Origin of the sequence: Enterococcus mundtii, assembly GCF_013394305.1 — a bacterium.
Classification (GTDB): Bacteria; Bacillota; Bacilli; order Lactobacillales; family Enterococcaceae; genus Enterococcus_B; species Enterococcus_B pernyi.
Map to the genome: position 1 here is coordinate 219188 of NZ_AP019810.1, position 14424 is coordinate 233611.

General features: G+C 40.2%; 11 protein-coding genes. 1 reads left to right on the top strand and 10 read right to left on the bottom strand.

What is annotated here, in order from left to right:
* Window positions 1–9: 9 nt before the first annotated feature.
* The 9 genes from gatB to HZ311_RS01110 all read right to left on the bottom strand — a co-directional run bounded on the left by gatB (window position 10) and on the right by HZ311_RS01110 (window position 13407).
* Window positions 10–1440 carry an Asp-tRNA(Asn)/Glu-tRNA(Gln) amidotransferase subunit GatB gene (gatB, locus tag HZ311_RS01070; RefSeq protein ID WP_010735264.1) on the bottom strand — a complete coding sequence of 477 codons (1431 nt, stop codon included), beginning with the start codon at window positions 1438–1440 and terminating at the stop codon, window positions 10–12.
* Window positions 1437–2909: an Asp-tRNA(Asn)/Glu-tRNA(Gln) amidotransferase subunit GatA gene (gene gatA, locus HZ311_RS01075; protein WP_010735263.1), complete on the bottom strand. Its 1473-nt coding sequence runs from the start codon at window positions 2907–2909 to the stop codon at window positions 1437–1439. Before gatA ends, gatB begins: the two co-directional genes overlap by 4 nt.
* On the bottom strand, window positions 2909–3214 hold the full coding sequence (gene gatC / locus HZ311_RS01080) for an Asp-tRNA(Asn)/Glu-tRNA(Gln) amidotransferase subunit GatC (protein WP_010735262.1): 306 nt from the start codon (window positions 3212–3214) through the stop codon (window positions 2909–2911). The genes gatA and gatC overlap by 1 nt, the downstream gene beginning before the upstream one ends.
* A gap of 93 nt (window positions 3215–3307) precedes the next feature.
* Window positions 3308–5350: an NAD-dependent DNA ligase LigA gene (gene ligA / locus HZ311_RS01085; protein ID WP_137072512.1), complete on the bottom strand. Its 2043-nt coding sequence runs from the start codon at window positions 5348–5350 to the stop codon at window positions 3308–3310.
* 20 nt (window positions 5351–5370) lie between these two features.
* Window positions 5371–7614, bottom strand: coding sequence for a DNA helicase PcrA (gene pcrA / locus HZ311_RS01090; protein ID WP_010735260.1), 2244 nt, complete (start codon window positions 7612–7614; stop codon window positions 5371–5373).
* Window positions 7615–8213: 599 nt separating this feature from the next.
* Window positions 8214–10145, bottom strand: coding sequence for a PTS fructose transporter subunit IIABC (locus HZ311_RS01095; protein ID WP_010735259.1), 1932 nt, complete (start codon window positions 10143–10145; stop codon window positions 8214–8216).
* Window positions 10146–10163: 18 nt separating this feature from the next.
* The gene (gene pfkB, locus HZ311_RS01100; protein WP_010735258.1) at window positions 10164–11078 is read right to left on the bottom strand and encodes a 1-phosphofructokinase; all 915 of its coding nucleotides are present in this window, start codon (window positions 11076–11078) and stop codon (window positions 10164–10166) included.
* Complete coding sequence (locus HZ311_RS01105) at window positions 11075–11827, bottom strand: DeoR/GlpR family DNA-binding transcription regulator (protein WP_178946407.1); 753 nt, start codon at window positions 11825–11827, stop codon at window positions 11075–11077. The genes pfkB and HZ311_RS01105 overlap by 4 nt, the downstream gene beginning before the upstream one ends.
* 254 nt (window positions 11828–12081) lie before the next feature.
* Window positions 12082–13407 (bottom strand): hypothetical protein, encoded by a 1326-nt coding sequence (locus HZ311_RS01110; protein ID WP_023519801.1) that lies wholly within the window; start codon window positions 13405–13407, stop codon window positions 12082–12084.
* A 126-nt stretch (window positions 13408–13533) separates the two neighbouring features.
* Here HZ311_RS01110 and HZ311_RS01115 point away from each other — a divergent pair, with 126 nt between their 5' ends.
* The gene (locus HZ311_RS01115) at window positions 13534–13683 is read left to right on the top strand and encodes an SPJ_0845 family protein (protein ID WP_010735255.1); all 150 of its coding nucleotides are present in this window, start codon (window positions 13534–13536) and stop codon (window positions 13681–13683) included.
* A gap of 67 nt (window positions 13684–13750) precedes the next feature.
* Here HZ311_RS01115 and yihA read toward each other — a convergent pair whose 3' ends face one another.
* Window positions 13751–14338 carry a ribosome biogenesis GTP-binding protein YihA/YsxC gene (gene yihA / locus HZ311_RS01120; RefSeq protein WP_041684435.1) on the bottom strand — a complete coding sequence of 196 codons (588 nt, stop codon included), beginning with the start codon at window positions 14336–14338 and terminating at the stop codon, window positions 13751–13753.
* Window positions 14339–14424 lie beyond the last annotated feature (86 nt).

Below are 14424 nucleotides of genomic sequence, written 5' to 3' on the forward strand. Positions count from 1 at the left end.
AGCATCCCTCTATCGTTTCGCTAATTCTTCATTTAGCAATTTGTTGACCACACCTGGGTTTGCTTGTCCTTTAGTAGCTTTCATGATTTGTCCAACTAAGAAACCTACTGCACGGTCTTTTCCGTTTTTGAAATCATCAACAGATTGTTGATTATTATCTAAGATTTCATTGATGATCGGTAATAACTTCGCTGGGTCAGATAATTGGACCCAACCGTTTGCTTCAACAACACTTTGTGCATCTCCGCCATTCATGATCAACTCACGAAAGACTTTTTTCGCAATTTTAGAGCTGATCGTGCCATCTGCGATCAAAAGAATCATACCCGCTAAGTTTTCAGGTGTTAGTTTCGTTTCAGCTAATTCCAATTTCTCACTGTTTAAGTATGCTGATACTTCACCCATCAACCAGTTGGAAGCTTGTTTGGCATCTGCTCCGTTTTCCAATGTTGCTTCAAAGAAATCAGACATTTCTTTTGATAGCGTCAATACTTTCGCATCATACTCTGGTAAGCCTAATTCGCTGATGTAGCGTACACGACGAGAAGCTGGCATTTCTGGTAAGCTTGCTTTCACTCGTTGGATCCATTCGTCATCGATCACGAATCTTGGAATATCAGGTTCTGGGAAATAACGATAGTCACTTGACCCTTCTTTGACACGCATCAAGATCGTCTTATTCGTCGTTTCATCAAAGCGACGAGTTTCTTGTTGGATCTCTCCACCAGATAATAATACTTTTGCTTGGCGTTTTTCTTCAAATGCTAAACCTTTTTTGACAAAAGAAAGGGAGTTCAAGTTTTTCAATTCTGCTTTTGTCCCAAATTCTTCTTGTCCATAAGGGCGTAAAGAAATGTTCGCATCACAACGCATTGAACCTTCTTCTAATTTCACGTCACTGACTTCAGTAAATTGGATCACAGAACGTAAAGCTTCTAAATAAGCATAGGCTTCTTCTGGTGAACGCATGTCTGCTTCTGAAACGATCTCGATCAATGGTGTTCCTTGTCTGTTTAGATCGACATAAGAGTATCCACCGATGCCGTGCATGTTTTTTCCTGCATCTTCTTCTAAATGTACACGTTCAATGCGGATTTTTTTCTTTTTACCTTCTACTTCGATCTCGATCCAGCCATCATGACCGATTGGTTGATCGAATTGTGAGATTTGGTAAGCTTTGGGATTGTCTGGATAGAAATAGTTTTTGCGGTCAAAATGAGTATCTTTCGAAATTTCGCAATTCAATGCTAACGCTGCACGCATCCCAAATTCCAGCGCTGCTTTATTCATTACTGGTAAAACTCCAGGGTATCCCCAGTCGATCACATTGGTGTTGCTGTTTGGTTCAGCACCAAAATGCGCAGGAGCTGGAGAGAAAATTTTTGAGTTGGTTTTTAATTCCACATGGACTTCAAGTCCAATGACTGTTTCAAAATTCATTCGGCTTTCCCTCCTAAAATAGCTGGTTGTTGACGATGGAACTCTGTCGCTTGCTCAAACGCATAAGCTGCTTGATACATGGTTTTCTCTTCGAAATAATTACCGATGATCTGTAAGCCAACTGGTAACCCTTCCGATAAGCCTGCAGGTACTGACATACCTGGTAGTCCTGCCAAGTTCACTGGGATCGTCAAGATATCACTCATATACATCGTGATTGGGTCGTTGATATTTTCACCAAGACCGAACGCAACTGTTGGTGAAGAAGGGCCGATGATCAAATCATAATCCGCGAAAACTTTTTCAAAGTCACGCTTGATCAATGTACGGACTTGTCCTGCTTTTTTGAAATGCGCGTCATAGTAACCTGCACTCAATGAGAACGTTCCTAACATGATCCGGCGTTTTACTTCTTCTCCGAAACCTTCAGAACGTGAATTGACATAAACGTCATCCAAGTTCTTGACATCTTCTGAACGATATCCATAACGAATACCGTCAAAACGTTGCAAGTTCGAACTAGCTTCAGATGAAGCAATGATATAGTAGACAGCCACGCCATATTTTGAATGAGGTAAGCTAACTTCTTCTACTGTTGCACCTAATGAACGGAATGTTTCAGCTGCTTTAAGAATTGCTTCTTTCACGCCTTCATCGACACCTTCACCTAAGTATTCTTTAGGTAAAGCAATCTTCATTCCTTTAATATCACCAGACAAACCTTCTGCAAAGTTAGGGACAGATACACCAGATGAAGTACCGTCTTTTTCGTCGTAGCCACTGATTGCGGTCAATGCTAATGCGTTGTCTTTGACTGTCCGGGTCATTGGACCGATTTGGTCTAAAGATGAAGCAAATGCAATCAAACCGAAACGGGAAACACGACCATAAGTTGGTTTCATTCCTACGATTCCATTGAAAGCGGCTGGTTGGCGGATACTTCCACCAGTGTCACTACCTAGAGAAACTGGCACTTGTCCTGCGGCAACTGCAGCTGCTGAACCACCAGATGATCCGCCAGGAACTTTTGTTTGATCCCAAGCGTTCTTTGTTTTTTTGAAGTAAGAAGTTTCGGTACTTCCGCCCATTGCAAATTCATCCATGTTCAATTTACCAACAGGGATCATGTCTGCTTCGTATACTTTTTCCATGACTGTCGCATCGTAGATCGGTTCAAAATTATAAAGGATCTTTGAAGCTGCTGTCGTTAAAAGATCTTTCGTCACGATATTGTCTTTGATACCGATCGGGATACCTGAAAGAACATTGTTTTCGTCGATACCTTTTTCGTCCAAAGCTTTGGCTTGGGCTAAAGCTTTCTCTTCATTCAATGTGATGAATGCATCGATCGCGGGTTCTGTTTCCTTGATTCGATCAAATGTAGCTCTCACTAAGTCTTGTGCAGTGATTTCTTTTGACACTAATAAGTCGTGTAGTTCTTCTAATGAACGATTGTATAATTCTGTCATTATGCGCCAGCCTCCCCATTATCGATGATTGCTGGTACTTTGATGAAACCATCTTCTTTTTCTGGTACATTTTTTAATAATTCATCTCTGCTCCAACCTAGTTGTGCACGGTCTTGTCGCATGACGTTGACAGTCTCAACGACGTTTGATGTAAATGGTACGCCTTCTGTGTCTACTTCTTCCAGCATTTCTACCATGTCAATGATTTTTCCTAATTGGTCAGTAAAACCTGCGCGCTCTTCGTCGGCAAATTTCAATTTGGCTAACTTCGCTACATGTTTTACTTGTTCTTCACTAATCGCCATAGTACCCCTTCTTTCCTAAATGAAAACTTTGCTTCTTATTTTAACATAAGAAATTCGCATTCTGAAATTCTTTCTTGAAATTTATCTGAAAAATTATTCTGCTTCCTCAGCAGGATGACTCTCCGCTAACGCTTCAGCCATCTGATCTTCCGTCCAAACCTCGACACCTAACTCTTGGGCTTTCGTTAATTTACTACCTGCATCTTCGCCAACGACAACGATATCCGTTTTTTTAGAGACGCTGCCAGTGACTTTTCCACCAAGGTTTTCAATCGTTTCTTTGGCTTCTTCTCTTGTGAATCGAGTTAATTTGCCTGTCAACACGATCGTCTTGTTTTTGAACGGCGATTCTACTTCTTTCAGCTGTGTCGAACGAATGCCTTTGTATTCAAGGTTGACACCTGCTTGTTTAAGTTCTTCCATCAACTCGTGGACTTCTTCGTTGTCAAAATAAGTCACTACACTATCTGCAATGATATCCCCGATCGTATCTAATTGGATGATCGATTCAAAATCGCTGCGACTCAACGTTTCTAAATCGCCAAAATGCTCCGCTAAGATTTTCGCTGCTTTTGCGCCAACGTGACGGATACCTAAACCAAAGATCAAACGTTCTACCGAGTTCTCTTTGCTATTGTCGATTGCTGTTAAAATATTATTCGCTGATTTTTCTTTGATTTTATCTAACGTCAATAATTCTTCTTCTGTTAGTTTATAGAGATCAGCAACATCAGCGACTAACTTCTTGTCATACATCTGTTCCAAGACTCTTGGTCCTAAGCCATCGATGTTCATCGCATTTCGGGAAACGAAATGGTTCAGTCCTTCTTTCATTTGTGCGGGACACTTTGGATTGATGCAACGCAAGGCAACTTCTTCATCTAAATGAACCAACTCACTGTGACAGACAGGGCAATGTTCGGGCATTTTATAAGGCTCGCTGTCTTTTGGACGTTTATCTAAAATGACTTGTGCGACTTCAGGGATGATATCCCCTGCCTTGTAGATTTGGACAGTATCATTCAAGCGGATATCTTTCATTTGGATATAATCGCCATTATGCAGACTAGCACGGCTGACTGTCGTACCAGCCACACGAACCGGTGTCATGATTGCTGTCGGTGTCACTACACCCGTTCTGCCGACCGTCCATTCGATTTCTTCGATGACCGTCTCTACTTCTTCTGGCGGAAACTTATAGGCCGTCGCCCACCGTGGAGCTTTGACCGTAAAACCTAATTGGTCTTGCAATGAAAAATCATTGACTTTAATAACGATCCCGTCAATCTCGTAAGGGAGATCTTTACGTTTTTCATGGTATTCTTCAATGAACGCCCAAACTTCGTCGATTGAATGACAAAGACGTTTTTCATGGTTCGTATGGAAACCGATTTTGTCTAATTCTTCTAACGCTTCGTATTGCGTCGTCGCTTGCATCGGTCCAAAATCTGCTACGGTATATAAGAACGTATCAAGATTCCTTTTCGCTGTGATCTTGGAATCTAACTGGCGCAATGAACCTGCTGCTGCATTACGAGGATTGGCAAAGACTGGTTTGCCTTCTTCTTCATTTTTTTGGTTCAATTTAACGAATGAACGTTTCGGCATAAAACATTCACCACGTACTTCGATACTCATCGGTTCTTTTAATTTGATTGGAACAGAACGCACCGTTTTTAAGTTTTCTGTGATATTTTCGCCGACCGAACCATCTCCCCGAGTTGCTCCCCGTACAAACTCACCATTCTCATATCGTAAAGATACCGATAGTCCATCGATTTTCAGTTCACAACAATAAGCGACTGGACGGCCGATTGCTTTTTGGACACGTTGATCAAATGCTAAGAGTTCTTCTTTATTGAAGACATCGTTCAAACTATATAATGGAATGTCATGTGTGACTTTTTCAAATGAGGAAAGAATCTTTCCACCTACTCGTTGGGTCGGTGAATCTGCGGTGATCAGATCTGGATATTGTTCTTCGATCGCCACTAATTCGGCATAGGTTTTGTCATAGATATAATCTTCTACCGTTGGCTGGTCCAACACATAATACTCACGAGACCAACGATCTAACTGCACTCTGAGTTCTTCTGCTTTTTTTGTCGCTTCATCGATCGTCATTTCGTGTTCCATCTTTTTCTCCCCCTATTGAACTAAACTTTTTCGATTGGTGCAAAAGCGGCTAATACACGTTTGACTCCTTGACTTGGAAATGCAATATCAAGCTCAAGGTCTTTTGCATCACCACTAACTCTAACCACTGTACCAGGTCCCCATTTTTTATGTTTGACTTTATCTCCTGGCTTCCAACCACCTGTTTCGCCACCTGTAGCGACTTTTGCTGATACACCTGCTTTTGTCGGCTGTTGGTACTTAGGTGTCGCGTTATTCGCACGAAGAGGCGACGGCTGAGAGGCATTGGAAGTTGGTCGCATCCCGTGGATATCTAATAATTCTTGATCGATTTCTTCTAAAAATCGTGAAGGTCGATTGTATTGCGTACGACCATATAAAGTCCGTGAAAACGCATTGGTCATAAACAATGCTTCTTCTGCCCTGGTGATCCCTACATAGGCCAAACGGCGTTCCTCTTCCAGTTCACTTTCCTCCATCAAGGCACGAGAAAGTGGAAAGACACCTTCTTCTAGACCGATCAAAAAGACGACTGGAAACTCTAGACCCTTCGCAGCATGTAAGGTCATCAATGTCACTTGCTTCGTTTCTTCTTCTAAGCTATCGATATCTGATACAAGTGCAAGGTCATTTAAAAAGACGACCAGCTTGTCCTCTGGCGAATCAGCATTCTCTAGCCCTTCTTTTTCAAATTGTTTATCAAATTCTTGAGTCACCGTCAAAAACTCTTCTAAGTTTTCGATACGTGCTTGGGATTCTAATGTATTTTGGATTTTTAGATCATCCAAATAGCCACTACGTTCTAAGACTTCTTTGGTTAACTCTGTAACGGTCAAATAAGGGATCATTTCAGTCAATTGGTGCATCATCTCGCCAAAAGAGCCTAACTGTGTTCCTGCTTTTCCGCCGATGTTCGCTAACTCAACATTTCTTGCAGCCTCTAGCAAGGGCCATTCGTGCATCGTGGCAAAGCTACGAAGTTTTTCCACCGATCCTGGTCCAATCCCACGTTTTGGTGAGTTGACGATCCGCTCAAAACTCAATGAATCTTGAGGATTTGCCATCACATTAAGATACGCCAAAACATCTTTGATTTCTTTTCGATCATAGAATTTGTGACCTCCAACCATTTTGTACGGAATATTGGCTTTCAGTAAGGTTTCTTCCATGACACGTGATTGAGCATTTGTTCGGTAAAGAATAGCAAAGTCTCCATAATTGCGACGATTCGTCTGGATCTCTTCTTGCATTCTTTCTACAATAAAACGTGTTTCGTCACGCTCATTGTCTGCTCGATAGTACGTGATTTTGTTACCGTCTTGGTTTTCTGTCCAAAGATTTTTGGGTTTACGATTGCGGTTGTTTTCGATGACTTGATTCGCTGCATTCAAGATCGTTTTCGTTGAGCGATAATTTTGTTCTAACAAGATCACCGCGGCATCTGGATAATCTTTTTCAAAATCCAAGATGTTTTGCATATCTGCTCCACGCCAGCCGTAAATACTTTGATCTGCATCCCCAACTACACAAAGATTTCTGAACCGTCCAGCTAATAGATTGACTAACGTATATTGTGCGTGGTTCGTATCTTGATATTCATCTACATGGATGTAATGGAATTTATTTTGATAATACGTCAATGAATCTGGATGCTCGTCAAATAAACGGATCGTATTCATGATCAGATCATCAAAATCCATACATTGGTTGTATAGGAGTTCCTTCTGGTATGCTGCATAACATTTTGCGGCAATTTCTTCATAATAACTGCCTTGCATTTTGGCAAAAGCCTCTGGTGACAACAAACTATTTTTTGCTTGCGAGATTGATCCTAACAAGCTTCTTGGATCGTATTTTTTAGGATCGATATTCAACTCTTTCAAAATTCGTTTCATCAATGATAATTGTTCCGAAGAATCAATGATCGTAAAGTTTCGATTATAGCCGATATAATCCACATCTCGTCTTAAAATACGGACACACATCGAGTGAAAGGTAGAGACCCAGACATCTTCGCCACCTGTTTCTAAAATGGCATTGACCCGTTCTTTCATTTCTTTCGCCGCTTTATTGGTAAAGGTGATTGCCAAAATATTCCATGGATTCACTTCTTTTTCTTCAATCAAATAAGCGATTCGATGAGTCAAAACACGTGTTTTTCCACTACCGGCACCAGCCATTAATAAAAGCGGGCCATCTGTATGTAGAACCGCTTCTTTTTGACGAGGGTTCATTCCCTTTAATAAGTTTTCTTTGGATGACATTCACAACATCCTTTCTATTATCAATCCTTCTAATTATAGCATTAACCCCCTATTCGATAAAGGGAATCTTCTTGTAAAACGTCTTCAACATCACATTAGTCATTGATTCAAGAATAGTCTGACGCATGGTTAAATCGCTTCAGCAAAAAGCCAGAATTTGAGACAACATAAAGGGCCACTTAACGTTTTTGCGATACTATTCTTCAGTCACTAGAAATAATTTTTCAACCTATTGAGAATACCAGACCAATTACATCTTAGAGAATCAGATTTGATTATCTACTAACACAAGTAAAAAAAAGAGAAGTCGGACATTAGTTCTCCCCCACGCCTATAACCGAATAAACGGCGGGAACAAAAGTCCCCTCTTCGGAAATAAGGCTAAACCCTTCCGTCCCAACCTCCTTCACTATTTGATTGAAAAATCTTCACAGATTCATTCCGATTCGACTTTCCCTTACACGGACTTCAAGTCCATGAGATCATGTTCGAGCTTCCTTTCACTCTCACTATACTTGATTACAAGAAAATAGTGGACAAGATATTCCGTCGAATACCTTACCCACTATTCTTAGTCTGTTTTATATTTTTAATAAAGATTAGGCTACTTTAACAGCATCTGGTGATTTTCTTAAAGCACCATAAATTACTCCAGAAACAATTGCACCAATTGCAATGAATACAAGATACATAATCGGATGACTTAGTAAGAAGACAACGAAGATCCCGCCATGTGGTGCTAACAATTTGATACCAAATGCTCCCACTAAACCACCTGTCAATGCTGAACCAATAATGAAACTTGGAATGGCTCTGATTGGATCAGCTGCGGCGAATGGAATCGATCCTTCGGTTACGAAGGAGAGCCCCATAACAATGTTTGTCAAGCCAGCATCTTGGTCTGTTTTACTGAATTTATTTTTAAACAAACGTGTTGCAACGAAGATAGCTAATGGTGGAACCATTCCTCCTGCCATAACGGAAGCCATCACAACACTACCACCGGTTGCGACAGTGGTTGCTAATGTTGCTGTACCGAACACATATGCTGCTTTATTGATTGGTCCACCTAGATCGGCAGCCATCATCCCAGCAAGTAACGCACCTAATAATGCAGCATTTGAACCGCTAAGTCCAGATAAGAAACTATTCAAACCATCATTCAGTGCTTTCATCGGTACATTGACCATCAACATCAAGAAACCGGTAATCAATAATCCAAAAACAGGATAGAATAGAATCGTTTTGATTCCTTCAAGTGACTTAGGCAAGTTTTTAAACAATTTACGTAAGAAGACGATCACATAACCTGCTAAGAAACCACCGATCAAGGCACCTAAGAACCCAGCACCGCCAGTATTTGCTAATGCTCCCGCTGCAAAACCAACGATCAATCCAGGACGGTCACCAATACTTGAAGCAATGAATCCTGCTAAAACTGGTAACATAAAGCCAAATGCAGCTTGTCCAATTTGATTGAACCAGCTTGCTGCTTGGTTGTAATTCCCAAGGTTTGCTAATTGATCTTGTGGTACACCCATGAATTGGTCGACCATGAATGATAATGCAATGGCAATCCCACCACCGATAACGAATGGTAACATGTGAGAAACACCGTTCATCAAATCTTTATAGATTCGTTGGCCGATCGTTCCATCTGCATTTCCTTCGTCAGAAGATTTTTCTTTTCCATCACCATGGAAAACTGGTGCTGAGCCACTGACAGCTAAGTTGATCAATTCTTCAGTTTTTCGAATACCGTCACTTACTGGACGATTGACTAATTCTTTTCCGTCAAAACGATTCATTTCGACTTTTTTATCAGCCGCAATGATGACGCCATCTGCACGAGCAATATCTTCAGCAGTCAAACGGTTTTTGATTCCTTCTGAACCGTTTGTTTCAACTTTGATCTCAACACCCATCTCTTTGGCTTTTTTCTTCAGCGCATCTTCAGCCATGTAAGTATGGGCTATCCCTGTCGGACATGCAGTAACTGCAACAACGAATTTTTTATTAGATGAAGCCGCTGTTTGTGCTGCTTCTTCTTGTTCTGCTACCGCTTCTGCTTCTTTTTGTTGTTCAGCTGTTTGGAACAATTCTTGGACTTCTTCCGGTGTTCCTGCTTCTTTTAATTTTCCAACAAAATCTGGATCGATCAATAAACGTGATAAGGCAGCTAATGCTTGCAGATGTGTGTCGTTTGCTCCTTCTGGTGCGGCGATCATAAAGAATAAGAAAGTTGGTTGACCATCTAGTGCTTCATAATCTACGCCTTTATTGCTTTTCGCAAACAAAACTGTTGCTTCTTTGACAGCAGCATTCTTCGCATGTGGCATTGCAATGCCATCGCCTAGCCCAGTGGATGTTTGAGCTTCACGAGCTAAGATCCCTTGTTTATAAGTTTCGATATCTGAGATACGACCTGCATCATACATTTTTTGGACCATTTCATCTATGGCGCCTTTTTTATCAGTTGCCTGTAGATCCATGATCATCGCATCTTTAATCATTAAGTCTTTGATTTCCATGATTTATCCCCCACGATATTAATCAATTTTTGTTATTTCTACTTCTGGTAACAATTCATCAATGAATGGGCGAACCGCTAAATCATCCGAAAAAGCAGTTGCACTTCCACATGCCACGCCCCACTTGAACGCTTCTACCGCATCTCTATGTTTGCTATATGAACCGATAAAACCAGCAATCATCGAGTCTCCGGCACCCACTGAATTTTTCAATGGTCGAACTAATACATTGGAACGGTAGGTTCCTTCTTTTGTGAACAATAAAGCACCATCTCCAGCCATTGAAATCAACACATTTTTTACTCCTTCTGCCAATAATTTCTTGCCGTAAGGAATGATATCTTCAACGGAACGGAATGTCACATCATACAATTCAGCTAATTCGTGATTGTTTGGTTTGATCAACAACGGTTCTTTTTTTAATGCTTCTTTCAAATCATCGCCGGTAGTATCGATCACAAACTCAGCACCTTTTTCACGGATGATCTCAATCAATTCTTGATAGAATCCAGCACGTAAACTCGCAGGTGCGCTTCCTGATAATACCACGATATCGTCTGCTCCAACAGTTGCTAATTCTGCTTTCAAACGTTCAATGGCTTGATCCGAGATTGTTGGTCCTTGTCCATTGATCTCTGTTTCAGAATCAGACTTTAATTTGATGTTGATCCGAGTATCTTCTTCCACTTGTGTAAAAGCTGTTGCGATTTGTTCTTCTTTCAACCAGTCAGAAATAAAATTCCCAGTGAAACCACCAAGAAATCCTAAAGCGGTCGAATCAGAATCGATGCGCTTCAAAATACGGGAAACATTGATCCCTTTTCCTCCAGGGACTTTGAAATCTTCGGTCATTCGATTTAAATCACCGAGTTTTAATCCATCTACTCGTACGATAAAATCGATGGATGGATTAAGCGTTACTGTATAAATCATTGATTTGCCTCCTTAATTGTCGTCCGTTCACTGTAGTCGTCAAGAAATTCTAGTGGACAACGCTCGGTTATGATCGTGGCATCTTGCAGTGGTGCAACAGAAACAAAGGTTTGCTTATTGAACTTCGTATGGTCAAGTAAAACATAACTATCTTGGGCATTTGTAATGGCTAAGCGTTTGACCGCTGCTTCTTCTGGATCTGGGGTAGTAAACCCACGTTCAAGATGAACGCCATTCATTCCCATAAATGCTTTATTAAAATGGTAAGCCTGTAATTGGCTAAGTGTATTAGCTCCTAACACTGCATTCGTTGAGAGTTTCACTTGGCCCCCTAGGACGATCGTTGAGATTTGTAGATCAACTAGCGCGGCAGCATGTTTCACTGAATTGGTCACAACAGTGATCTGTTTATCTTTTAAAAAAGGAATCATCTCTAACGTGGTTGATCCTGCATCAAGATAAATGACTTCCTCATTGTTCACCAGTTCTGCTGCTAATTGTGCAATCATTTGCTTTTCATGAACGTTTTTGAGCGTTTTTTCACTCATGTTTTGTTCAAAACCTAAAAGATCCTCTTTTTTTGCTCCTCCATGGATACGTTGCAATAAACCTTCATCTTCTAACTCTTGGAGATCCCGTCTAATCGTTGATTCAGAAGCATCTAACAAGACTACTAACTCTTGGGATTTGACAATATTATGTTGTTCCAATAGTTGTAGGATTTTCTGTTTACGTTCTTCTGTAAGCATTTCCACGATCACCTCACGATAGATTCTAGCATATTTTTATTTAACATTCAACAATATTCATTCAAAAACATTCAAAAACGATAAAAATCTTGAATACACACGTAACTTCAATTACAAGTAAGAAAGCATCCACAAAATCATACTTCAATTTTTATGGATGCCTTCTGATATTTTAGATTTTAAACTACTTTACCATTTCACTTTTCCGATCATCTCAGTATGATCCGGCTTTTCTTGCAAATTATTGAAATCAGCTAATTTTTCTGCATCAATAGATTCCCAGACAATTCCGCTTGATCTAACAAGACGACCCGAAGACGTTTTTTTCCTTGAACTGCATCAAAGCTTAAACGTCCTCTTCTCTTGCGTATTCGTTTGAATTGGATCTCTGATAATCGATCGCGGATCTCCTCGATGGGAAAATCAGCTAAAAACTTGGTCGGCAAGTAAATGCGCAATGAGGTCAAATAGTCTTGGTACATTTCATCGGGGGCTTCAACATTCAAGTATTCATTAATATAATAACTATAAGCATCGATTCCCTTATCTAACATGAATGTTGGATCGATCACTTTATAACAGATCAACTGGCTATGGCTTTCATCGACCCAAGGAAAAAATGCTTGACGATTCAGGACACCTCTCGCTCTTTTTTCTTTGTAATCGTAAGTAGCAAAATCATAGCTTCTTGTTACGAAAAATGTTGCTTTCTTCTTTTCTGTTGGTTGCATCAAATGATTTTGATACTGGACCGCTTGCAAGGAGTCCTGAGTATAGGCATACTCGACAAATGGCTCTTTCAGTAAACCAACGCCGTTGTCCCACGACAAATGATCAAAGCCTAATTGATCTCGATAGTATTGTTGAAATTTTAAATTCGCTTCACTTTGCCAACGATATGGCTCGCGATACAACTGGATACCAATGACTTGATTCTCGTATTGGGTGATTTCCTCCACCTGTTGCATTTCCAAAAAAATCTCTTTAGGGATCAGTCGATAATAATATTGACTATAATACATTTCCCAACAAGAAGTAAAACAACGCCCTTCTACGATTAGATCATAACCGGGAAACTGGTTACAATCTACCTCAATCTGCCCATTTCGACCTTTGATTTTAGGCAACTTCTCGATGTTCTCGGCAGATTCAAAGGATAAACGCTTTTCGATTTCTTTCGTATTATGATATAAATATTCTTCGACACTTCTCATATAAGCAAAAATACCATTTTTTTGCATTTTTGTTTGAAGATAGTTTCGAATCACCGATTCATTTTTTTGAAATACCTGCCACAAAAACTGATAATCAATTTGGAGATGATGATAGCCAAATTCGAAACGGCAAGTGAGATCATTCTGATAAATTTCAAACCAACCGATCTCTTCATCAGAGATTTCTTCTAAGGCTTTTTTTAGTGCAATTAAGGTATATGATTCTTTCGAATGACGAGAGGATTGGAAAAAGTCAGGAGTAAGCAAGATACGAGTCAGCATGGACCAATCATAGGCTTCTTCTTTTTCGTTCGTACGATCTCTGGTCAACACGAGACGGAACATCATTTTTTCTTTCGACACCATATTTCTCACCTCTCTCAAATCTATTTATAATCAAATTATAACGAATAATAAAAAAAAACTAAAACTTTTCGTCTTATGCCACCGATTGAGGGGTAGCATGTTAAAATAAAGAAAGAGGTGATAAACATGGGATTGAAATTTGAGCGTACAGATAATTTCGACAAACTATTTGAATCTTTTGGCGTTGATCCGGAAAAGACCGTTGCTCCAAAAGAAGACATTGACCGCTTTTTAAAACCAAAAAGCGACCCAAAAAAAGACAAAAAAAAGAAATAAACAAAAAAGACTTGATATTTAGCTTTTGAAAGTTTGCCTTTCAACCTAAGTATCAAGTCTTTTTTGTTTACTCGCTGATCGCGTCTTCGATCGCTTTCCACGCTTCTTCTTTTCCTTGTTTAGTTACAGAAGAAAATAAAATGAATGTGTCATTGCGATCGAAATTCAATGCTTTTTTAATTTCGCTTTCGTGTTTGTTCCATTTTCCACGAGGGATCTTATCTGCTTTTGTCGCAACAACGATCACTGGGATATCATAGTATTTTAAGAATTCATACATTTGGATATCTTCTTGCGATGGTTTATGGCGAACATCCACCAGTGACACCACAGCTTTTAATTGTTCTCTCGATGTCAAATAAGTTTCGATCATCTGTCCCCATTTCGCACGCTCAGTTTTAGAAACTTTCGCGTAACCATAACCTGGAACATCGACAAAATGCAGCGCATTTTCGATCAGATAAAAATTCAGGGTTTGTGTTTTCCCTGGTTTACCTGATGTACGTGCGAGATTCTTTCGATCGATCAGCGTATTGATAAAGGAAGATTTCCCGACATTTGAGCGACCTGCTAAGGCAATCTCTGGTAGATCTGTTTCTGGATATTGTTTCGGTGCAACAGCACTGATCACAATATCCGCATGATGGATTTTCATATGCTCTCTCTCCTTCAAAGCGGCAAAGTGGCTCAATCCCTCTCCACTTTCTTCGACAGAATGAAAAGGAGTAGTCGAAAAAGCTG

Bases quoted from the DNA above. Each gene is read 5' to 3' on its own strand.
- gatB (WP_010735264.1), bottom strand. From the start codon at position 1,440: ATGAATTTTGAAACAGTCATTGGACTTGAAGTCCATGTGGAATTAAAA.
- gatA (WP_010735263.1), bottom strand. From the start codon at position 2,909: ATGACAGAATTATACAATCGTTCATTAGAAGAACTACACGACTTATTA.
- gatC (WP_010735262.1), bottom strand. From the start codon at position 3,214: ATGGCGATTAGTGAAGAACAAGTAAAACATGTAGCGAAGTTAGCCAAA.
- ligA (WP_137072512.1), bottom strand. From the start codon at position 5,350: ATGGAACACGAAATGACGATCGATGAAGCGACAAAAAAAGCAGAAGAA.
- pcrA (WP_010735260.1), bottom strand. From the start codon at position 7,614: ATGTCATCCAAAGAAAACTTATTAAAGGGAATGAACCCTCGTCAAAAA.
- HZ311_RS01095 (WP_010735259.1), bottom strand. From the start codon at position 10,145: ATGGAAATCAAAGACTTAATGATTAAAGATGCGATGATCATGGATCTA.
- pfkB (WP_010735258.1), bottom strand. From the start codon at position 11,078: ATGATTTATACAGTAACGCTTAATCCATCCATCGATTTTATCGTACGA.
- HZ311_RS01105 (WP_178946407.1), bottom strand. From the start codon at position 11,827: ATGCTTACAGAAGAACGTAAACAGAAAATCCTACAACTATTGGAACAA.
- HZ311_RS01110 (WP_023519801.1), bottom strand. From the start codon at position 13,407: ATGGTGTCGAAAGAAAAAATGATGTTCCGTCTCGTGTTGACCAGAGAT.
- HZ311_RS01115 (WP_010735255.1), top strand. From the start codon at position 13,534: ATGGGATTGAAATTTGAGCGTACAGATAATTTCGACAAACTATTTGAA.
- yihA (WP_041684435.1), bottom strand. From the start codon at position 14,338: ATGAAAATCCATCATGCGGATATTGTGATCAGTGCTGTTGCACCGAAA.